Below are 19,808 nucleotides of genomic sequence, written 5' to 3' on the forward strand. Positions count from 1 at the left end.
GCCGACGGGCGCTGGATGCGGCGGATCCGGCGCGCCGCGGGTGACCGGCTCGTCGTCCGGCCGGGCGTTGTCAGGATCCATCGTTCTGGCCGGCCTCGGGTTCGGACGGCAGGGCGTGCAGATCCTCCGCTCTGACGACACCGGTGCGCACGGCCCAACGCGCCAGCGCCCACCGGAAGTCGTCGTGCGGGATCTCCTTGTCGTCCGTGGTCAGGCCCGGGATGCCGTGCCCGGACAGGCTCTCCCGCAGCGACTTGACGACATTGCGGATGTACTGGGGCTGCCGGCCCAGCCGCCTTCCCATCTGCGCGTACGTCGCCGGGACCGCCTGTGGTCCGGCCCTGACCAGCAACGGCTCGCACAGTGCGGCGAGCACGAGCCGCTGGCCCCTGGTCAGCGCCATCGGCGAGGTGACGGTCCTGGGCGCGCGGCTCACCGCCGCGTCCCCGCGCCGGTCCGCGCCCGGCGTCAGCGAACGGGCGTCCACCCGCACAGTCACCGTCGAGCCGGTACGACCGGCGAAGACGACGCTGAAGGTCGGGAACGGGAGTGACGTGACCGCCGCCCCCGGCTCGACCAGCCGGTCCTCACCGACCGGCGGCCGGACGACGAGCGGTTTGTGGTGTGAGTCATTGCGTATCAGGACGCAGTCGTTGAGGACGATCAGCGAACCCGCTCGCCGCGACAGGTGATCATCGTCCGGGAAACGCACATTGCATGCCCGGCTCCGGCCCAACGTCAGCAACTGTCCGCGAGATATTCGCCATTGTTCGCCGTCGAACGTCACGAGTACGGGCTCGCCCGGCGCCGGTGCCTCGCCGGTCTGCGCATTCTCCATCTTGCAGGGCCGCCTTTCGGCGATTGATCGCCAATCTTGTCGACCACCGGCCACCCAGAGAATAGCGCCCGGTATACGCCGCCGAGTTGCGGAACAACGAAAAAACTTCCACGCGGAAGCCGGCCGGGATTCGGCTGTGCGGCGCGAGAAATTCCGGTCGGCATCACGTGGCAGGCACCCCTGCCGGACGGGTGCGGGGCTGCACTGTCCGGCCGGCGGCGGGCGCCCTTCACTACCGCTGAGACCACCTCTCACGGCACGGACGAACCGAAGGAGCAATCATGAACATCCCGGCACACGACCCACACGGTGGCGGCGGCAAGCTGCCGGCGGCACTCCGCTTCCGGCTCCGCGGGACATCCGCGCTGCTCGCCGCCTTCAGCGTGTTCCTGCTGGTGTTCTCCACGTCACCGGCGGACGCCCAGTCGAGGGGCGACCGCATCGGCGTGACGAACTTAGGCTCGACCGACTGGATCGAGTCACCCAACCACGCCTACCGGCTCGTCATGCAGGGTGACGGCAACCTCGCACTCTACGGGCCGAGCGGCGTCCTGTGGGCCACGTACACCAACGCCGCCGAGAACAACGGCGCCTACCTCGCCAACCAGGGCGACGGCAACCTGGTGATCTACCGGCCGGATCGCAGCGTGGTCTGGGCCAGCCGGAGCCACGCCACCGGCGGTGGGACGCTGGTCATCCAGGACGACGGAAACGTGGTCGCCTACGGCGCGTCGGGCCCCTTCTGGACCACGTACACGAACGGAGGAGCCAACAAGATGGCCGCCGCGGGCGCGGTCGCCTTCGCCCGCCGGCAGGTCGGCAAGCCTTACGTCTACGGGGCGACCGGGCCCAACGCCTTTGACTGCTCCGGCCTCTCGCTCAAGGCCTACGAGAGCGTGGGGATCGGCCTGAACCGCACCAGCCAGGGCCAGTACCAGCAGGGCTGGGCGGTCAGCAGGGCAAGCCTGCAGCCCGGTGACCTGGTGTTCTACAACGGTGCCCTGCCTGGCCACGTAGGGATCTACGTCGGCAACGACGAGATCATCAATGCGCTCAACAGTGCCACCGGGGTCCGCTACGACTCCATCAACTACCCGGGCTCGATCACCGGCTTCCGTCGCTACTCCTGAGAACTTGGCGCACCCGCGGCCGACAGTCCGCCCGGCGGTGCCACGAACGTGATCCGGCCCGCCACATGGAGCCCCTGGCCACGCTGCCAGGGGCTCACTTGACCGGCCCCGGGCAGGAACTCACCGTCCGGGGGCGGCGGGGAGGGTGAGGATCATGGTGAGGCCGCCTCCGGGGGTCTCGTCGGGCACGAGTGTGCCGCCCATGGCCTCGGCGAGTCCGCGGGACAGGGCGAGCCCGAGCCCCACGCCGGAGTGGTTGTCGCGGTCGCCGAGCCGCTGGAACGGCTGGAAGACGCGGTCGTGCGCCTCCGGCGGGATGCCGGGGCCGCGATCCATCACCCGGATCTCGACGTGGTCGCCGTGCCCGCTCGCGGTGATCAGCACGGTCCGGCCGGGCGGGCTGAAGCGCACGGCGTTGGACATGAGGTTGACCAGGACGCGTTCCAGCAGCGCGGGATCGGCCAGCACGTCGGGCAGCTCGACGGAGACGTCGCCTTCGACGCGGTCCCGCAGCGGGCCGAGGTCGTCGATGGCACGCGGCACGATCTCTTCGAGCGCCAGCGGCTGCGCGCTCACCCCGAGCACGCCCGCCTGCAGGCGGCTCATGTCCAGCAGGTTCGCCACCAGCCGGTCCAGCTTGTCCAGCGACTCCTCGGCGGTGGCGAGCAGCTCGGACCGGTCCCGTTCCGACCAGGCGACCTCGGTGCTGCCCAGGCTCTCGACGGCGGCCTTGGCGGAGGCGAGCGGCGTGCGCAGGTCGTGGCTGACGGCGGCCAGCAGCGCGGTGCGCATGCGGTCGGCCTCGGCGAGCGGGCGGGCGCGTTCGGCCTCCTGCTGCAGGCGTTCCTGGCGCAGCGCGACGGCGGTCTCGGCGGCGAACGCCTCCAGCACCGTGCGGTCGGCGGCCTCCAGCGGCTCGCCCCTGGCGGCCAGGACCAGTTCCTCGTCGATGACGACGTCGGTGTCGGACCGTCCTGGGCAGGTGGCGGGTGCGCCGCCGGAGGTGGCGACGATCCGCCAGGCGTCCGGGTCGGACTGCTGGTCGGGCACGCGCGCGGCCTCGGGCCGCCGTTCCAGCAGGGTGACGGAGGTCAGGCCGAAGGTCTCGCGCATACGTTCCAGCAGCGAGGACACCGCGGCCTCGCCGCGCAGCACGTGTCCGGCCATGGTGGACAGCAGCTCGGCGTCGGCGCCGGCCCGCGCGGCCTCTCGCGTCCGGCGGGCGGCGATGTCCACGATCGTGCTCACCGCCGCCGCCACCAGCACGAACACGACCAGCGCGAACAGGTTCTCCGGGGCGGCGATGGTGAACTCGCCGACCGGCGCGGTGAAGAACCAGTTGAGCAGCAGCGAACCGCCGACGGCCGCGGTGATGGCCGGCCACATGCCGCCCACCAGGGCCACCCCGACGGTCAGGCACAGGAAGAACAGGATCTCGCTGGGCAGCGACAACATGTCGCGGAACGGCGCCAGCGCGGCCGTCAGCAGCGGCATCCCGGCCACCGCCAGCGCCCAGCCGCTCGCCCGCCGGGTGCGGGTGAGCGCGGCGCGCGTGCGGGCGGGCCTTCGGCGTCCCTGCTTGGCCTCCTCGTGCGTGATCATGTGGACGTCGATCGAGCCGGACCGGGCGGTGGTCTCCACGCCGACGCCCCGGGAGAGGACCTGCGCGAACCGCCCCCTGCGCGAGGCGCCGAGGACAAGCTGGGTGGCGTTGACGCCGCGCGCGAAGTCGAGCAGCGCCCGCGGGACGTCGTCGCCGACGACCTGGTGGTAGCTGCCGCCCATGTCCTCCACCAGCGTGCGCTGGCGGGCCAGGCTGGCCGGGTCGGCGCCGGCCAGCCCGTCGGCGCTGGTGACGTGCACCGCCAGCAGGTCGGCGCCCTTGGTGCGGGCGGCGATGCGGGCGGCCCGGCGGACCAGTGTGTCGCCCTCGGGGCCGCCGGTCAGGGCGACCACCACCCGCTCGCGGGTCTCCCAGGTGGTGGCGATGCCGTGATCGGCGCGGTAGCGGTCGAGCTGGTCGTCCACCTTGCCGGCTACCCACAGCAGCGCGAGTTCGCGCAGCGCGGTGAGGTTGCCGACGCGGAAGTAGTTCGACATGGCGGCGCTGACCTTCTCGGGCGCGTACACGTTGCCGTGCGCCATGCGGCGGCGCAGCGCCTCCGGTGACATGTCCACCAGCTCGATCTGGTCGGCGCGGCGCACCACCTCGTCGGGCACGGTCTCGCGCTGCGGCACGCCGGTGATCTCCTGGACGACGTCGTTGACCGACTCCAGGTGCTGGACGTTCACCGTGGAGACGACGTCGATGCCGGCGTCCAGGATCTCGTCGACGTCCTGCCAGCGCTTGACGTTCTTCGAGCCGGGCACGTTGGTGTGGGCCAGCTCGTCGATCAGCGCCACCTTCGGCCGGCGGGCGATGACGGCGTCCACGTCGAGCTCGGTGAAGGTGGCCCCGCGGTGGACGACGGTCCGGCGCGGGACGATCTCCATGCCCTCCAGGAGGGCGGCGGTGCGGGGGCGGCCGTGGGTCTCGACCAGGCCCACGACCACGTCCCGGCCGCGTTCCCGCGCGCGGCGGCCCTCGCCGAGCATCGCGTACGTCTTGCCGACCCCGGGCGCCGCCCCGAGGTAGACCCGCAACCGGCCCCTCACCTCATGCCTTGTCGAGCGCGAGGTTGAGTTCGAGCACGTTCACCGCAGGCTCGCCCATGAAGCCGAGGACGCGGCCGGTGGTGTGCTCCTTGACGAGCCGTTCGACCTCGGCCCGGTCGAGGCCGCGTTCCCTGGCGACGCGGGGCGCCTGGAGGTCGGCGTAGGCGACGGAGATGTGCGGGTCGAGGCCGGAGCCGCTCGCGGTCACCGCGTCGGCGGGGACGACCGCCGTCGCGTTCCCCCGGACGGGGACGGTGCGCCCGGCGGCGTAGTCCTCACCCGGCTTGGCACATTCCACCCGCCTGCCCTGATAGGTCGCGACGAACGGAGTGGCCGGGCAGGCCTGGTTGACGCTGACGGCCCGGTCGGGGAAGACCTTGAGCACCGCGCCGACCCCGTCCGGGGTGCAGTACGGGCGGGCGCCGCTGACGCCCTCCAGCTCGCCGGCCGCCTTGGAACGGGCGCAGACCTGGGTGAGCAGCGACTGCCGGCCCTCCGCACCCGCGACCGGCAGCGTGTCCACGACGTCCTCGGGGCCCAGGTTGCTCGCGCCGGACGAGGTCGGGTCGTAGCCGTCGCCGGCGGCCGACGGGCGGGACTGGAAGTACGTCCTGACCGGATTGCCGTCCTTGTCGGTGAAGGACTGGCCGATCAGGGCGCTGCCGTGGCCGCCGTCGACGATCGAGCCGTTGGCCCGGCCGTTGAACAGCGCCTGGGCGACCCCGGTGGTGACCAGCGGGTAGATGATGCCGAGCAACGCGGTCAGGACGGCGACGGCGCGCAGGGCGGCGAGGTGCCGGCGGAGCAGGCTTGGCAGGCGTTCCATTTATGACATCCCCGGAAGGAACTGGATCAACAGGTCGATGATCTTGATACCGATGAAGGGGGCGACGATGCCGCCCAGGCCGTAGACGTACAGGTTGCGCGAGAGCAGCTTGGACGCGCTGGACGGCCGGTACCGGACGCCTCGGAGCGCCAGCGGGATCAACGCGACGATGACCAGCGCGTTGAAGATCACCGCGGCCAGGATCGCGGACTGGGGGCTGGACAGGCGCATGACGTTGAGCGCGTCCAGGCCGGGGTAGACGGCCGCGAACATGGCCGGGATGATCGCGAAGTACTTCGCGATGTCGTTGGCGATCGAGAACGTGGTCAGCGCGCCCCGCGTGATCAGCAGCTGCTTGCCGATCTCGACGATCTCGATGAGCTTGGTCGGGTTGGAGTCCAGGTCGACCATGTTCCCGGCCTCCTTGGCGGCCGAGGTGCCGGTGTTCATGGCCACGCCGACGTCCGACTGGGCCAGGGCGGGGGCGTCGTTGGTGCCGTCGCCGGTCATCGCGACCAGGCGGCCGCCCTCCTGCTCCTTCCTGATCAGGGCGAGCTTGTCCTCGGGGGTGGCCTCGGCCAGGAAGTCGTCCACGCCGGCCTCGTCGGCGATGGCCTTGGCGGTGAGCGGGTTGTCGCCGGTGATCATGACGGTGCGGATGCCCATGCGGCGCATCTCGTCGAAGCGTTCGCGCATGCCCTGCTTGACGACGTCCTTGAGGTGGATGACGCCGAGCACGCGGCTCCGTTCGGCCACGACCAGCGGGGTGCCGCCGGAGGCGGAGATGCCGTCCACGATGTGGCCGACGTCGTCGGTGGGGTGGCCGCCGTTGTCGCGCACCCACTTCATGACCGTTGTGGCCGCGCCCTTGCGGACCTCGCGGCCGTCCAGGTTCACGCCGGACATGCGGGTCTGGGCGGTGAACTGCACCCATTCGGCGCCGTGGATCTCGCGCTCGCGCAGGCCGTACCGCTCCTTGGCGAACACCACGATCGAGCGGCCCTCGGGGGTCTCGTCGGCGAGGCTGGAGAGCTGGGCGGCCTCGGCGAGCTCGGCCTCGGTGATCCCGTCCACGGGGACGAACTCGGCCGCCTGCCGGTTGCCCAGCGTGATCGTGCCGGTCTTGTCCAGCAGCAGCGTGGACACGTCACCGGCCGCCTCCACCGCGCGGCCGGACATGGCCAGGACGTTGCGCTGCACAAGACGGTCCATGCCGGCGATGCCGATGGCCGACAGCAGCGCCCCGATCGTGGTGGGGATCAGGCAGACCAGCAGCGAGACCAGGACGATGCCGGTGACGCCGTCCGCGTCGAGCGCGAGCGAGTCGGGGACGCCGGGGTTGATCTGCTTGGAGTAGACGGCCAGCGGCTGCATGGTCACGGTGGCGACCAGGAAGACGACCGTCAGGGCGGCCAGCAGGATGTTGAGCGCGATCTCGTTGGGCGTCTTCTGCCGGTCGGCGCCCTCGACCAGGGCGATCATGCGGTCGACGAAGCTCTCGCCGGGCTTCTGGGTGATCCTGACGACGATCCGGTCGGAGAGCACCTTCGTGCCGCCGGTCACCGCCGAGCGGTCGCCGCCCGACTCGCGGATGACGGGCGCGGACTCGCCGGTGATGGCCGACTCGTCCACCGAGGCGATGCCCTCGACCACGTCGCCGTCGCCGGGGATGACCTCGCCGGCCTCGACCACCACCAGGTCGCCCTGCCGCAGCTCGGGCGCGCCGACCGTGTCCCAGCCGCCCTCGGCGTCGCCGCGCAGGCGGCGGGCCCGGGTGTCGGTCTTGGCCTTGCGCAGCGTCGCCGCCTGCGCCTTGCCGCGCCCTTCCGCGACGGCCTCGGCCAGGTTGGCGAAGATCACCGTCAGCCACAGCCACACGACGGTCGCCCAGGCGAAGAACGACGGCTCGACGATCGCCAGGACGGTGGTGAACACCGCGCCGACCTCGACGATCAGCATGACGGGGTTGCGCCACAGCGTGGCCGGGTTCAGCTTTTTGACCGCGTCGGGGAGGGACCTGACGAGCTGCCGGGGGTCCAGCAGGCCGCCACCCACGCGGCCGTCCCGCCGCGCGGGGGAGGGTTTGTCCAGTACGGGGGTTGACATGTCAGGACAGTCCTTCTGCGATCGGGCCGAGCGCGAGTGCCGGGAGGAAGGTGAGGGCGACGAGGACGACCGTCACGCCGACGACCAGGCCGACGAACAGCGGCCGGTGCGTGGGCAGCGTGCCGGCGCCCTCGGGGACGGGCGACTGCGCCGCCAGCGAACCGGCCAGGGCCAGCACCAGGATGATCGGCAGGAACCGGCCGAAGGCCATGCACAGGCCGAGCGCCACGTCGTACCAGGGGGTGTTGACGGTGAGGCCGGCGAAGGCGGAGCCGTTGTTGTTGGAGGCGCTGGTGAAGGCGTACAGGACCTCCGACAGGCCGTGCGGGCCGCCGTTCAGCATGCTCGCGCGCCGCTCCGCCGAGCCCATCGCGAACGCGGTGCCGACCAGCACGAGGGCCGGGGTGACCAGGAAGTACAGGGAGGCGAGCTTGATCTCGCGGGCGCCGATGCGCTTGCCCAGGTACTCGGGGGTGCGGCCGACCATCAGGCCCGCCACGAACACCGTGATCACGGCGAGGATCAGCATGCCGTACAGGCCCGAGCCGACGCCGCCGGGCGCGACCTCGCCGAGCATCATGTTGACCATCGTCATCATGCCGCCGAACGGCGTGTAGGAGTCGTGGAAGGAGTTGACCGCTCCGGTGCTCGTGAGGGTGGTCGAGGCGGCGAAGGTGGCCGAGTTCGAGACGCCGAAGCGCAGCTCCTTGCCCTCCAGCGCCGCGCCGGCCGCCTGCGGCACGGTGGCGTTCCCGGACAGCTCGAAGACGTTGGTGAGCAGGACGCTCGCCAGGGCCAGCACGCCCATCACCGCGAGGATCGCGTACCCCTGCCGGACCTGGCCGACCAGCCGGCCGAAGGTACGGGTGAGCGAGAACGGGATCACCAGGATCAGGAAGATCTCGAACCAGTTCGTCCAGCTCGTGGCGTTCTCGAACGGGTGGGCCGAGTTGGCGTTGTAGAAGCCGCCGCCGTTGGTGCCCAGCTCCTTGATGACCTCCTGGGAGGCGACCGGGCCGCCGGTGATGACCTGCGTGCCGCCGGTCAGCGTGGCCACCTCGTGCACGCCCGAGAAGTTCTGCACCAGGCCGCCCGCCACCAGCACCAGCGCGCCGACGAAGGCGATCGGCAGCAGGATGCGCAGGGTGCCGCGGACCAGGTCCACCCAGAAGTTGCCGATCGTGCCGGACTTACGGCGGGCGAACCCGCGTACGAGCGCCACCGCGACCGCCATGCCGACGGCCGCGGAGACGAAGTTCTGCACGGCCAGGGCGGTCATCTGGGTCAGGTGGCCCATCGTGGACTCGCCCGAGTACGCCTGCCAGTTGGTGTTGGTGACGAAGCTGATCGCGGTGTTCCAGGCGATGTGATCGGTGACCGGCTCCATGCCGAGGCTGAGCGGCAGCTTGTCCTGCAGGCGCTGGAGGCCGTACACGACCAGGACCGAGATCACCGAGAAGGCCAGCAGGCTGCGGGCGTAGACGGGCCAGCTCTGCTCGGCGTCGGCCCGCACTCCGAGCAGGCGGTAGATGCCGCGCTCGACGACGTTGTGCTTCGTCGTGGCGTAGACGCGGTACATGTAGTCGCCGAACGGCTTGTGCACCAGGGCCAGAGCGGCGATCAGGGAGACGATGAAGATCATCCCGGCCAGGGCCGTACTCATCAGAACCGCTCCGGGAACAGCAGGGCCGCGACCATGAAGATCACCAGACCGGCGACCACGATGAGACCGGTGGCGTTGACGGCGCTCACAGCCGCTCCACCGCCCGCACGACCAGCCCGAAGATCACGAAGATCGCGATCGTCAGGGCGACGAAGATGACGTCGGCCATCCCCACTCCTCAGCTCGATGATGAGATCGCCGCCGCCCCTTGACGGGCGGCCGCAGGTTCAGCAAACGCCGGAAAATGGGGTGTTTTGTCGTTCTTGACGCCTTTCATACGGCCGTGGCCCGAATCTTGACGGCCTCTCTACGCGGCGGGCCGCGCTCCGGTCACGGCAAGAGGTGGCGCCAGCGTTCGGCCGACGCCAGGGCGTCCAGGCTGATCCGTTCCAGGAACGCGCCGCCCCTGGCCAGGCGCCGTCCCGTGGGCGTGTCGAGCCCGAGCGTCTGCCCCGCCGCCTTCGCGACCTCCGCCGCCGCGAGCGTCTGCCGCGCGCTGATCATCGTCGAGTGGTACCAGGCGTCGTCGTCGACCACGTAGATGTCGCGCCGCCGCTGCGGATCACGTTCGCGCCTGATCAACCCCTGCTGGGTCAGGTAGCCCACCGCCGTGGAGATCGAGGCGGGGCTCACCTTCAGCTCTCGGGCCAGCTCGGCCGCGGTGAGCCGGCCGTCCTCGCTCAGCCACAGGCCGATGAGCACGCGCGCCACCATTTTCGGCAGGCCCATCGCGACCGCCATCTCGACGGCTCCCTCTTCCACCTCGAAGACCTCACCGCTCCGGGGTGCGGCCGAACGTGCCGGGGCGCCGCGCCGCGCCCGCCGCGCCGTCGCCTGGTGCGCCCGCTCGGGACGGTAGTCGCCGGGGCCGCCGTTGCGGCCGACCTCGCGGCTGATCGTCGAGGTCGGCCGGTCGAGCCGCCTGGCGATCTCGGCGTAGGAGCGGCCTTCGGCGAGACCGGCCGCGATGCGCCGGCGGTCGTGCAGGGTCAACCTTCCTTCTGCCACGACCTCACTATTGCGTTCGTCCGCACACAATGCAACGTTTCATTGCATTCAGCTTCAGCGCCAACGTATCAGTTTGTCGCATATGAACTGGGCTTATGTGTTTCCATTGATTGACACAATTTCTGAAAGCAACGTAGCTTTCAATGGTGATGAACACGTACTATCGCGACGAGTCGCGGGCCTTCGTCTCGGTGACGGGGCTGCGCAAGTCCTACGGCGCCCACCGCGTCCTGGACGGCATCGACCTGTCCATCCCGCAGGGCACCGTCTTCTCGCTGCTCGGCCCCAACGGCGCGGGCAAGACCACCACGGTGCAGATCCTGTCCACCCTGATCAAGGCCGACGCCGGCGAGATCCGGGTCGCCGGGCACGACCTGGCCAGGGAGCCCGACAAGGTGCGTGCCGTGATCGGCGTCACCGGCCAGTTCTCCGCGGTCGACGGCTTCCTCACCGGCGAGGAGAACCTGCGGCTCATGGCCGACCTGCTGCACCTCGGCCGCGCCGAGGGCCGCCGCCGAGCCGGCGACCTGCTGGAGCGCTTCGACCTCACCGGCGCCGCGCGCAAGCCCGCGGGCGCCTACTCGGGCGGCATGCGCCGCCGGCTCGACCTCGCCATGACCATGGTCGGCACGCCCAGGATCATCTTCCTCGACGAGCCCACCACGGGCCTGGACCCGCGCAGCCGCCGCACGATGTGGCAGATCGTCCGGGACCTCGTCCGGCAGGACGGCGTGACCATCTTCCTGACCACCCAGTACCTGGAGGAGGCCGACGAACTCGCCGACCGCATCGCGCTGCTCAGCCAGGGCCGGCTGGTGGCCGAGGGCACCCCTGAAGAGCTCAAGCGCATGGTCCCCGGCGGCCACGTCGTCGTGCGCTTCGCCGACCTCGACGGGTACCGCAGGGCGGCCTCCCTGGTGGGGGCGACCGCGCGCGACGAGGAGTCCCTCACGGTGCAGCTCCCCGACACCGGCGTCAGGGGGCTGCGCGAGCTCCTGGAACTGCTGGACGCGCAGGCCGTCGACGTCGCCGAACTGTCGATGCACACGCCCGACCTGGACGACGTCTTCCTGACCCTGACCGAGGAGTCCACCCGATGAGAGCGATCACCGACTCGGCGACCATGTTGCGCCGCCAGATCAGGCACATGTGGCGTTACCCCACGCTGATCCTCACCTACGCGGGCGTCCCGGTGGTGTTCCTGCTGCTGTTCGTCTACGTTCTCGGCGGCATCATGGGCGCCGGGATCGGCGGCGACCGCGCCGCCTACGTCGGCTACGTCACTCCCGGCATCCTGATCATGACGATCGCGAGCGCCGCGCAGGGGACCGCGATCGCGGTGGCGATGGACATGACCGAGGGCATCGTCGCCAGGTTCAAGACCATGGCCATCGCCCGCGTCTCGGTCCTGACCGGGCACGTGCTCGGCGCGCTGGTGCAGAACTTCACCGCGATCGCGGCCGTGACGCTGACGGCCCTGCTGATCGGCTTCCGCCCCGCCGCCTCGGCGCTGGACTGGCTCGGGGTGGTGGGGGTGCTGGCCATGTTCACCTTCGCCGTCACCTGGCTGTCGGCCGCGCTGGGCATGGTCACCAGGAACGTGGCCACGGCCAGCAACCTGCCGATGCCGCTGATGCTGCTGCCGTTCCTGGGCAGCGGCGTGGTGCCGCCGGAGTCGATGCCGGGCCCGTTGCGCTGGTTCGCCGAACACCAGCCGTTCACGCCGGTCATCGAAACCCTGCGCGCGCTGCTGGCCGGGCAGCCCGCGGGGCCCAGCCTCGCGGCGGCGGCACTCTGGAGCGCGGTCATCGCGCTGGGCGGGTACCTGTGGGCCCGAAGGCTCTACGACCGGTGAGGTTTCCCCTTCGTGCCGGTCTTCTCGCTGACGGACTCCTGGTAGAGGTCGGCGTAGGTGCGGGAGTCCTTGATCAGGCCGTCGGCGAAGGCGGCGACGTCGTCGCCGATGAGTTCCAGGACTCCCTTGCCGGCCGCGACGCCCTCCTCGAAGAAGTCGACGATCCCCGGTAGCAGGGGCCCGTCGGTCAGCCCGACCGGCCCGACCTTGAAGAAGTACCGCTGCATCTCCTTGTAGACGATCTGGTAGTCGGGCGGCAGCGCCTTGACCCGCGCCAGGTGTGCCCGCCACTGCTTCTTGCCCTCGATGATGTCCTGGATGCCCACGTCAGCCTCCCAGCCGGCCCAGTTTCCTCGCGACGTTCCTGTTCAGCTGCTCGCGCCACCGGTCGCGGAAGCTGCGGCCCCCGGTCTCGCCGGCCAGTGCCGCGCAGAAGCCCGGGATGTCGTCGCCCAGCACCTCGTGAACGTTCTGCCCGTCGGCCGCCGTCTCCTCCAGCAACCCCAGAACGCCGTCGAAGATCGGCATCAGGTTCCGGCCGGTGAAGTCCGAGTAGTGAAAGAGATGGCCCTTGATCTCGTCCCATGCCGCTCGGTGGTCGGCCGGCAGTGCCGCGGCCCGGGCTTCGAACGCCTTGTATTCCCTGGTGAGATCGCTGCCGGTGATGGTCTCCCAGAAATTCATCTCCCGCCCTCCTTGAGCTTGTCGATCCGGGATGTGATGTACGCCCATTTCGCCCAGAACGTCGCCAGCTCCGCGCGTCCCGCGTCGTTGAGCGCGTAGAACTTGCGCGGCGGGCCCTGTTCGGACGGTCGTTTCGTCACCTGGACGAGCCCGTTCTTCTCCAGTCGCAGCAGGATGGTGTAGACCGTCCCCTCGACGACGTCGGCGAAGCCCAGGTCGTTCAGCCGGCGCGTGATGGCGTACCCGTAGGTCTCTTCGCTGCCGATGATCTCGAGCACGCAGCCCTCGAGCGTGCCCTTCAGCATCTCCGTCAGATTGTCCATCGCGGCTCTTCTTCCGCCCTTCCGAAGTACTCGGTGATACCGAGTACTGCTACACAGTACCACAGAGTAGCTGATCTGGTGATCAGGGGCGCGGCGGCTGCCGGCGGACGGCGAGCCGGCCGTGCCGCATGCGGCCGGTCAGGCGGACGCGCAACACCTCCGGTGCGTCGTCGTCGGGTGCCCTGCCGATCGCCAGCGTGCCGTGCCGCACCGAGAGCTCGTCGCTCTCCAGCACCATGCCCGGCGCGAGGATCAGCTCCACGCTGCCGCCGCTCACCCGCAGCTCGATGACCAGCTCGGGCGCGCCGCGCACCGCGCTGGTCAGGTCCAGCAGCACGTCGCTCCACGCGGTGCGCAGCGCCAGCCGGTGCGGCAACCTCCAGCGGCCGTCGCGGCGCACCGAGCCGTGCTTCTCCTTGATGGTGAGCAGTTCGGCGGCCGGAGCCGCGGGGAGCGGCAGCGCGAGCGCGCCGGCGCTGCCCGGCCCCGCGATCAGGTCGGTGACGAGCGGGGCCAGCGCGCCGACGGTGCGGGCGGACAACGCCGCCTCCAGCCGCTCCTCGAATTCGGCCAGGTCGAGCCGGCCGTCGGCGACGGCCGTCCGCAGCAGCTCGGTGACCCGGTCGCGGTCGGCGTCGGAGGCCCGCAGCGCCGGTGAGGAGGGCTGCCCAGGACCCGCCGGGAGCTCTGCCATGGTGGTTCCTCTCTGGAGCTCAGGGATCCGGGCGCTTCCTGGCCGTGGTCACGCGTCCCAGGTGACGGGGAGGCTCTTGACGCCGTAGATGTCGGCGATCTCCGGCCGCAGGGCGACCTGGTCGGCCGGTACGGCCAGGCGCAGGGTGGGGAAGCGGGCGAGCAGCGCGGGGAAGGCGACGCGCATCTCGACGCGGGCGAGCTGCTGGCCCAGGCACTGGTGGATGCCGTGGCTGAAGGCCAGGTGGCCGCCGTCCTGCCGGCGCAGGTCGAGGGTGTGGGGGTCGGGGAAACGTTCGGGGTCGCGGTTGGCGGTGTTGAGGGACAGGATGACCATCGTGCCGGCCTTGACGGTCTGGCCGGCCACCTCGACGTCCTCCAGGGCGACCCGGTAGAACTGCTTGGCGACGGACAGGTACCGCAGCAGCTCCTCGACGGCCTGGTCGGCGAGCGTGGGGTCGGCGCGCAGCGCGGCGAGCTGGTCCGGGTTCTGCAGCAGGGCGAAGGTGCCGAGGGCCAGCATGTTGGCGGTGGTGTCGAACCCGGCCGACAGCAGGATCAGGGCCATGCCCTGCAGCTCCTCGTCGGTCAGGTCGCTGTCGAGCAGGTCGCTGAGCACGTCGTCGGTCGGGGCGGCGCGCTTGGCGGCCACGAGTTCGGCCAGGTACTGCTGGGTGGCGAGGTAGGCGGCGATCAGTTCCTCGTCACCGGCCTCGCCGCCGAGGAACTTGTCGATGTTCTCCTGGAAGCGGCCCCGGTCCTCGTACGGCACGCCCAGCAGTTCGCAGATGACGATGGCGGGGATGGGCTTGGCGAACGCGGTCACCAGGTCGGCGGTGGGGCCGGCCTTCTCCATGGCGTCCAGGTGTTCGGCGGTGATCTGCTCGACGCGCTCGGTCAGCAGCCGCATCCGGCGGACGGTGAACTTGCCGACGAGCGGCTTGCGGTAGCGGCTGTGCTGCGGCTCGTCCATGAGCAGGAACTCGCCGGGCGGGGCCGGGGGGACCTCGATGTCGCCGTAGTCGATGGTCGGGTGGTGGGCCATGAGCTCCTTGCGGGAGCTGAACCGGGGGTCGGCCAGGATCGAGCGGACCAGGTCGTAGCCGGTGACCAGCCAGCCCTGGTGTCCGTCGGGGAAGGGGAAGTGGCTGATGGGGCCGTGCTCGCGGGCCTCGACGAGCTCCTTGGGCGGGTCGAACGGGCAGCCGGAGCGGCGTTCGGCGGGCATCGGCGTGACGGTGTGGAGGGAGTCGGTCATGATCGTCCTTTGCGGCCTAGGAAATCTTGCGGCGGTAGGTGTTCATGGCGAAGGCGTAGGCGACGACCAGGATGCCGACGCACCAGGCGAGGGCGATCCAGATGTCGTTGCCGACGGGCTGCTCGGCGAACAGGGCGCGGATGGCGTTGACGATGGAGGTCACCGGCTGGTTCTCGGCGAAGACGCGCACCACGGTGGGCATGGTGTCGGTGGGCACGAACGCCGAGCTGAGGAACGGCAGGAAGATGAGCGGGTAGGAGAACGCGCTCGCGCCTTCCATGGTCTTGGCCGACAGGCCGGGGATGACGGCGATCCAGGTCAGCGCCAGGGTGAACAGGATGAGGATGCCCGCGACCGACAGCCAGGCCGACAGGCCCGCGCTGGAGCGGAAGCCCATGAGCAGGGCGACGAGCATCACGACCACGAGCGAGACCAGGTTGGCGACCAGCGAGGTCAGCACGTGCGCCCACAACACGGACGAGCGTGCGGTCGGCATGGACTGGAAACGCTCGAAGATGCCGCCCTTCATGTCCATGAACAGCCGGTAGGCGGTGTAGGCGATGCCGGAGGCGACCGTGATGAGCAGGATGCCGGGCAGCATGTAGTTCACATACGAGTCCGACCCCGTCCTGATCGCGCCGCCGAACACGTAGACGAACATCAGCATCATGGCGATCGGCATGATCGCGGTCGTGACGATGGTGTCCGGGCTGCGGGAGATGTGGCGCAGGGACCGTCCCAGCAGGACGGTGGTGTCACCGAAGAAGTGCTTGCTCATCGTGGTGGTCCTTAGGCTTTCGTGCCGACGAGGGTGAGGAAGACGTCCTCCAGGGTCGGTTGCTTCTCGACGTACTCGACCTTGGCGGGGGGAGGAGCTGCTTGAGCTCGGCGAGGGTGCCGTTGACGATGATCCGGCCCTCGTGCAGGATCGCGATCCGGTCCGCGAGCTGCTCGGCCTCGTCCAGGTACTGGGTGGTGAGCAGCACGGTGGTGCCCTGGGCGGCGAGCTCCCTGACGGCCTGCCACACCTCGATGCGCGCCTGGGGGTCGAGGCCGGTGGTCGGCTCGTCGAGGAAGATGACCGGCGGGTCGCCGATGAGGCTCATCGCGATGTCGAGGCGGCGGCGCATGCCGCCCGAGTACGTCGCGGCCTTGCGGCCGCCCGCGTCGGTCAGCGAGAACCGCTCCAGCAGGTCGTCGGCGATCTTGCCGGGGTTCTTCAGGTGCCGCAGCCGGGCGACCAGCACGAGGTTCTCCCGCCCGCTGAGGATCTCGTCCACGGCGGCGAACTGGCCGGTGAGGCTGATGGACTCGCGCACCCGGGCGGCCTGCCCGGCGACGTCGAGGCCGTTGACCCTGGCCGTGCCGGCGTCGGCCCTGAGCAGCGTGGACAGGATCTTCACGAGCGTGGTCTTGCCCGCGCCGTTCGAGCCGAGCAGCGCGAAGATGCTGCCCCGTGCCACCTCGAAGTCCACGCCGCGCAGCACGTTGAGTTCCTTGTACGACTTCTCCAGGCCGTGCACCTGGATCGCCGGATCTTGTTGTGTCGTCATCACTCGGTCCTGTCTTCTCTTCCGGGGGGCTCGCCGTGGGCGCAACTACTCAGTGGTGCTGACTACTGGCTACATAGTGGCACGAGGTACTGGTACCTAGCAACACCGGATAGTCGCCGTGATCGCCGAGGTGTTCATGGCGTCCACCTTCGCGGGCCGCGCTGACACCGCGCGGACGCCGTGCTGACACGGCCGCGCCGCGTCCTGACGCCGTCAGGGGCGGCGGAATGAACCTTTCATCGCCTACGCGACGTTCGCGCTGGTCGCCAGGGCCGCGCGCGGGCCGATCTTGCGGTGCGGACTGGCCACGAGCGCGCCGGCGGACGCCACGTCCACGCTCCAGGTCGTCCACACCAACCTGCCGTACGACATCTGCGTCGCCTTCGGCCAGTCGGGCCGGCAGAACGGGCGCTGGCAGACCTGGTGGTGCAGCACGCACTATCCGCAGAGCTACCCGGGCTCCTCCACCTACGACCTGTGGGCGTACGTGAACTGACGCCTTTGTCGGCTGGATATGCGGTCAAAAGTTGCGTACGTGGGTAATCAGGCCCGAACCTATGATCTCGGGGGACGTACCACATAGAGATCATGAGGGCGGATGGGCACCAAACGGGGCGCGGGGGCAGCCATCGGCTGGGCAGCGCTGTCGATCGTGATTCCGGGCGCTGCCCATCTGCGGGCCGGGTACCGGCTGCTCGGGCTGGCGCTGCTGGGGCTGTTCCTGGCCGCGGGCGTGGCGGTGGCCGTCGTGGTGGCCTCGGCGGGCGGCATGGCCATGGCGACCCAGGCCACCTGGGCCAAGGCGATCAGCGGTGGCGCCGTCGGCGTCGGCGTCGCGTGGGGGCTGCTGGTGGTCGCCTCCTACACCGTGCTGCGGCCGCGGCGGCGGCTGGTCTGGTCGGACGGCGTGGCGCTGCTGCTGGTCGCGGCCGTCGTGTCGCCGTTCGTGGTGGCCTCGCAGACGGTGTCGGAGGTCGACGCCACGCTGACCGACGTGTTCAACGCCCCCGAGCCCACGCCCATCGACCACGCCGACCCGTGGGCCGGCCGGACGAGGGTGAACATCCTGCTGCTCGGCGGCGACGGCGCGCGCGGCCGCAACGGGACGAGCATCCGCACCGACAGCGTCAACGTCGCCAGCATCGACGTCAGGACCGGCGACACCGTGCTGTTCGCGCTGCCCAGGGAGATGGAGAACGCGCCCTTCCCCAGGGGGAGCGTGATGGGCCGGCTGTTCCCGCCGCCCAAGGGCTTCTACATCGCGGGAGCCGGGCGGGAGTCGGAGGACCTGCTGAACGGCGTCTGGGCCTACGCCGACACCCACCCCGCGCCGTTCCGCAACTCGCCCACCCGGGCGCCGGAGGCCGTCAAGGGCGCGGTGGGCGAGATCCTCGGCCTCAAGATCGACTATTACGTGCTGGTCAACATGTGGGGCGTGGCCCGGCTGATCGACGCGCTCGGCGGCGTGCGCATCCACGTCGAGCAGGACATCTGCTACGGCGTGGGCCGCAGCGACGGCGGCGTGATCAAGGCGGGCACCCGCCGGCTGAACGGCAACGACGCGCTCTGGTACGGCAGGGCTCGCGACCACGACGGCTCCAACTGCGCAGGAGGCGACAACCACACCCGGATGCGCCGCCAGCACTGCGTCATCTCCGCCATGCTCGACCAGCTCGACCCGGCCAACGTGCTGCTGAAGTTCAAGCAGCTGGCCGGCGCGGCCCGGCAGACGTTCCGGACCGACATCCCGCGCGGGCTGCTGCAGGACCTGGTGCCGCTGGCCGACAAGGTCAAGGGTGCCAAGGTCGGGACGTTGTCGATCGTTCCGCCGCGGTACAACCCGGCGTACCCGGACTTCCCGCGCATCCGTGCCGACGTCCGCAAGGCCATCGTCCGTTCGCACCGCGCGCCCGCCACCGTCGCCGCGGGCACGCCGTCCGCCCGGCCGTCGGTCACGCCCACCAGGACGGCGATGGCGTCGTCGGGGAAGCTGGCCGACTCCTGCGTGGCCTGATCGCGGCTACCGGCGCCCGCAGGGGCCGGCGGGCTCCTTGCCGAGGCTCACCCGCAGGGCGTTCTCGATGAACTCGCTGTTCTGCTTCTTGGACACCATCTCCGACTGGGTGAGGGTGCCGGTCATCGCGAGCCGCTGCTTCGGCACGTAGATCTGGAACGCGCCGAAGAAGCCGCTGTGCCCGTAGGCGGCTTCGCCCGTCGCGGTCAGCCGCGCGATGCCCAGCCCGTACGGCGAGCCGGCCTTGACGCTCTGCGGGGTGCTGCGCAGCATCGTCCGCAGCGTCGCCGGGCTCTTGAAGAGCCTGCCCTCGAACAGGCCGCGCATGAACCGGTTGAGGTCGGCCCCGGTGGAGACCAGGCCGCCGCCGCCGAACGTGTCGAACGTCGGGTTGTAGTCGTAGGTGTCGCGCTCGCCGAGGTAGTTGTGGGCGCGCGGGCCGCGGTGCGGCTCCCACCACTCCAGGTACGTGCGGTCCATCTTCAGCGGCCGCAGCAGCAACGACCGGTACAACCGGTGCAGCGGCTCGCGCCCGGCCTTCTCGATGACCAGCCCGGCCAGCACGTAGCCCGTGTCGGAGTAGTGGTAGCCCTTGGCGGGGGCGAAGTAGGGCTTGCCGGACCGAAGCGCCCAGTCCACCAGCTCCAGCGGTTTCCAGGTCTTGTCCGGATGATCGAGCACGTACTGGAACCACTTCTCGTCGCCGACGTAGTCGTAGAGGCCGGCGGTGTGGTCGAGGAGCTGCCGGACGGTGATCCGCGACCCGTACGGGATACGCGCGACCAGCTTCCGGTCCAGGTATTCGCTGATGGGAGCGTCCAGGCGCAGGTCGCCGCGTTCGGCGAGGCGGAGCGCGACGGCCGCGGTCATCGTCTTGGTGACGCTGGCCGTGCGGAAGGCGTCGGAGCTGCGCAGGGCCCGTCCGCCCAGCTCGTACACGCCGGCCGCGCCGTCGAAGGCGCGGCCGGGGCCGGTCACGGTGAGGATCGCGCCGGGCACGGGCGGCTTGGCGACGCCGTCCAGCAGGCAGCGGAGCCGCTCGTCCGTGGCGTCCGTGGCGTTCTGGGCCGCGGTGGCGGGGACCTGCGCCGTCCGGGCGTGGGCCGGGACGGCGAGGCCGCCGCCGAGCACCACGCCGGCCAGGACGGCGCCGAGCAAGCAGGTTTTCTGGGCATGATGATGATTTTTTGACCGCATGGCCA

20 protein-coding genes are annotated in these 19,808 nt (G+C 70.4%); 5 read left to right on the forward strand and 15 right to left on the reverse strand.

Translation table 11 applies throughout. The annotated features are described in order from the left end of the window. Positions 1 to 70: 70 nt before the first annotated feature. Positions 71 to 712: a hypothetical protein gene (locus ACNF49_RS15030; RefSeq protein ID WP_498702461.1), complete on the reverse strand. Its 642-nt coding sequence runs from the start codon at positions 710 to 712 to the stop codon at positions 71 to 73. Positions 713 to 1,119: 407 nt separating this feature from the next. On the opposite strand from ACNF49_RS15030, the gene ACNF49_RS15035 reads away from it, so the two are divergent. Next, positions 1,120 to 1,968 carry an NlpC/P60 family protein gene (locus tag ACNF49_RS15035; protein ID WP_482944084.1) on the forward strand — a complete coding sequence of 283 codons (849 nt, stop codon included), beginning with the start codon at positions 1,120 to 1,122 and terminating at the stop codon, positions 1,966 to 1,968. Positions 1,969 to 2,088: 120 nt separating this feature from the next. Here ACNF49_RS15035 and ACNF49_RS15040 read toward each other — a convergent pair whose 3' ends face one another. The 6 genes from ACNF49_RS15040 to ACNF49_RS15065 form a co-directional block, all read right to left on the reverse strand. Then, on the reverse strand, positions 2,089 to 4,563 hold the full coding sequence (locus ACNF49_RS15040) for an ATP-binding protein (protein ID WP_482945533.1): 2,475 nt from the start codon (positions 4,561 to 4,563) through the stop codon (positions 2,089 to 2,091). 61 nt (positions 4,564 to 4,624) lie between these two features. After that, positions 4,625 to 5,449: a potassium-transporting ATPase subunit C gene (locus ACNF49_RS15045; protein ID WP_357972555.1), complete on the reverse strand. Its 825-nt coding sequence runs from the start codon at positions 5,447 to 5,449 to the stop codon at positions 4,625 to 4,627. Further along, positions 5,450 to 7,555 carry a potassium-transporting ATPase subunit KdpB gene (gene kdpB, locus ACNF49_RS15050; protein ID WP_482944085.1) on the reverse strand — a complete coding sequence of 702 codons (2,106 nt, stop codon included), beginning with the start codon at positions 7,553 to 7,555 and terminating at the stop codon, positions 5,450 to 5,452. It abuts the gene before it with no gap. A gap of 1 nt (position 7,556) precedes the next feature. After that, entirely contained in the window at positions 7,557 to 9,218 is a 1,662-nt protein-coding gene (gene kdpA, locus ACNF49_RS15055) for a potassium-transporting ATPase subunit KdpA (RefSeq protein WP_357972549.1), read from the reverse strand. Next, the gene (kdpF, locus tag ACNF49_RS15060) at positions 9,218 to 9,307 is read right to left on the reverse strand and encodes a K(+)-transporting ATPase subunit F (protein ID WP_357972546.1); all 90 of its coding nucleotides are present in this window, start codon (positions 9,305 to 9,307) and stop codon (positions 9,218 to 9,220) included. The genes kdpA and kdpF overlap by 1 nt, the downstream gene beginning before the upstream one ends. A 241-nt stretch (positions 9,308 to 9,548) precedes the next feature. Beyond that, a complete protein-coding gene (locus ACNF49_RS15065; RefSeq protein ID WP_482944086.1) occupies positions 9,549 to 10,226 on the reverse strand; it encodes a helix-turn-helix domain-containing protein in 678 nt (225 codons plus the stop codon). 149 nt (positions 10,227 to 10,375) lie between these two features. Between ACNF49_RS15065 and ACNF49_RS15070 the strand changes: the two genes are divergently transcribed. Then, positions 10,376 to 11,326 (forward strand): ATP-binding cassette domain-containing protein, encoded by a 951-nt coding sequence (locus ACNF49_RS15070; RefSeq protein ID WP_482944087.1) that lies wholly within the window; start codon positions 10,376 to 10,378, stop codon positions 11,324 to 11,326. Then, on the forward strand, positions 11,323 to 12,081 hold the full coding sequence (locus ACNF49_RS15075; protein ID WP_357972538.1) for an ABC transporter permease: 759 nt from the start codon (positions 11,323 to 11,325) through the stop codon (positions 12,079 to 12,081). Before ACNF49_RS15070 ends, ACNF49_RS15075 begins: the two co-directional genes overlap by 4 nt. On the opposite strand, the gene ACNF49_RS15080 is transcribed toward ACNF49_RS15075, so the two are convergent. The 7 genes from ACNF49_RS15080 to ACNF49_RS15110 form a co-directional block, all read right to left on the reverse strand. Continuing rightward, positions 12,069 to 12,407, reverse strand: a complete 339-nt coding sequence (locus tag ACNF49_RS15080; RefSeq protein ID WP_482944088.1) for a DUF1048 domain-containing protein — start codon at positions 12,405 to 12,407, stop codon at positions 12,069 to 12,071. The genes ACNF49_RS15075 and ACNF49_RS15080 overlap by 13 nt on opposite strands. 1 nt (position 12,408) lies before the next feature. Then, positions 12,409 to 12,765, reverse strand: a complete 357-nt coding sequence (locus tag ACNF49_RS15085; protein ID WP_357972532.1) for a DUF1048 domain-containing protein — start codon at positions 12,763 to 12,765, stop codon at positions 12,409 to 12,411. Beyond that, complete coding sequence (locus ACNF49_RS15090) at positions 12,762 to 13,088, reverse strand: PadR family transcriptional regulator (protein WP_357972529.1); 327 nt, start codon at positions 13,086 to 13,088, stop codon at positions 12,762 to 12,764. The genes ACNF49_RS15085 and ACNF49_RS15090 overlap by 4 nt, the downstream gene beginning before the upstream one ends. 82 nt (positions 13,089 to 13,170) lie before the next feature. Continuing rightward, positions 13,171 to 13,782: a DUF1707 SHOCT-like domain-containing protein gene (locus tag ACNF49_RS15095; RefSeq protein WP_482944089.1), complete on the reverse strand. Its 612-nt coding sequence runs from the start codon at positions 13,780 to 13,782 to the stop codon at positions 13,171 to 13,173. A 48-nt stretch (positions 13,783 to 13,830) separates the two neighbouring features. Further along, entirely contained in the window at positions 13,831 to 15,039 is a 1,209-nt protein-coding gene (locus tag ACNF49_RS15100; protein WP_482944090.1) for a cytochrome P450, read from the reverse strand. A gap of 16 nt (positions 15,040 to 15,055) precedes the next feature. Continuing rightward, positions 15,056 to 15,817, reverse strand: a complete 762-nt coding sequence (locus ACNF49_RS15105) for an ABC transporter permease (RefSeq protein ID WP_357972520.1) — start codon at positions 15,815 to 15,817, stop codon at positions 15,056 to 15,058. Then, positions 15,795 to 16,592, reverse strand: coding sequence for an ABC transporter ATP-binding protein (locus tag ACNF49_RS15110; protein ID WP_482944091.1), 798 nt, complete (start codon positions 16,590 to 16,592; stop codon positions 15,795 to 15,797). The genes ACNF49_RS15105 and ACNF49_RS15110 overlap by 23 nt, the downstream gene beginning before the upstream one ends. 289 nt (positions 16,593 to 16,881) lie before the next feature. On the opposite strand from ACNF49_RS15110, the gene ACNF49_RS15115 reads away from it, so the two are divergent. Together ACNF49_RS15115 and ACNF49_RS15120 are read left to right on the forward strand one after the other, a co-directional pair. Next, a complete protein-coding gene (locus ACNF49_RS15115) occupies positions 16,882 to 17,088 on the forward strand; it encodes a hypothetical protein (RefSeq protein WP_482944092.1) in 207 nt (68 codons plus the stop codon). Positions 17,089 to 17,190: 102 nt separating this feature from the next. After that, entirely contained in the window at positions 17,191 to 18,606 is a 1,416-nt protein-coding gene (locus tag ACNF49_RS15120; RefSeq protein ID WP_482944093.1) for an LCP family protein, read from the forward strand. Between the two features lie 6 nt (positions 18,607 to 18,612). On the opposite strand, the gene ACNF49_RS15125 is transcribed toward ACNF49_RS15120, so the two are convergent. Then, positions 18,613 to 19,764: a serine hydrolase domain-containing protein gene (locus tag ACNF49_RS15125; protein WP_482944094.1), complete on the reverse strand. Its 1,152-nt coding sequence runs from the start codon at positions 19,762 to 19,764 to the stop codon at positions 18,613 to 18,615. Between the last annotated feature and the right edge of the window lie 44 nt (positions 19,765 to 19,808).

Source organism: Actinomadura sp. ATCC 39365 (assembly GCF_054392275.1).

What these genes read in the sequence shown, in the direction of transcription:
- kdpA (WP_357972549.1), bottom strand. Translation starts at nt 9,218, where the DNA reads ATGAGTACGGCCCTGGCCGGGATGATCTTCATCGTCTCCCTGATCGCC.
- ACNF49_RS15075 (WP_357972538.1), top strand. Translation starts at nt 11,323, where the DNA reads ATGAGAGCGATCACCGACTCGGCGACCATGTTGCGCCGCCAGATCAGG.
- ACNF49_RS15110 (WP_482944091.1), bottom strand. Translation starts at nt 16,592, where the DNA reads ATGACGACACAACAAGATCCGGCGATCCAGGTGCACGGCCTGGAGAAG.
- kdpB (WP_482944085.1), bottom strand. Translation starts at nt 7,555, where the DNA reads ATGTCAACCCCCGTACTGGACAAACCCTCCCCCGCGCGGCGGGACGGC.
- ACNF49_RS15090 (WP_357972529.1), bottom strand. Translation starts at nt 13,088, where the DNA reads ATGGACAATCTGACGGAGATGCTGAAGGGCACGCTCGAGGGCTGCGTG.
- ACNF49_RS15035 (WP_482944084.1), top strand. Translation starts at nt 1,120, where the DNA reads ATGAACATCCCGGCACACGACCCACACGGTGGCGGCGGCAAGCTGCCG.
- ACNF49_RS15070 (WP_482944087.1), top strand. Translation starts at nt 10,376, where the DNA reads ATGAACACGTACTATCGCGACGAGTCGCGGGCCTTCGTCTCGGTGACG.
- ACNF49_RS15105 (WP_357972520.1), bottom strand. Translation starts at nt 15,817, where the DNA reads ATGAGCAAGCACTTCTTCGGTGACACCACCGTCCTGCTGGGACGGTCC.
- ACNF49_RS15095 (WP_482944089.1), bottom strand. Translation starts at nt 13,782, where the DNA reads ATGGCAGAGCTCCCGGCGGGTCCTGGGCAGCCCTCCTCACCGGCGCTG.
- ACNF49_RS15100 (WP_482944090.1), bottom strand. Translation starts at nt 15,039, where the DNA reads ATGACCGACTCCCTCCACACCGTCACGCCGATGCCCGCCGAACGCCGC.
- ACNF49_RS15085 (WP_357972532.1), bottom strand. Translation starts at nt 12,765, where the DNA reads ATGAATTTCTGGGAGACCATCACCGGCAGCGATCTCACCAGGGAATAC.
- ACNF49_RS15045 (WP_357972555.1), bottom strand. Translation starts at nt 5,449, where the DNA reads ATGGAACGCCTGCCAAGCCTGCTCCGCCGGCACCTCGCCGCCCTGCGC.
- ACNF49_RS15040 (WP_482945533.1), bottom strand. Translation starts at nt 4,563, where the DNA reads ATGCTCGGCGAGGGCCGCCGCGCGCGGGAACGCGGCCGGGACGTGGTC.
- ACNF49_RS15120 (WP_482944093.1), top strand. Translation starts at nt 17,191, where the DNA reads ATGGGCACCAAACGGGGCGCGGGGGCAGCCATCGGCTGGGCAGCGCTG.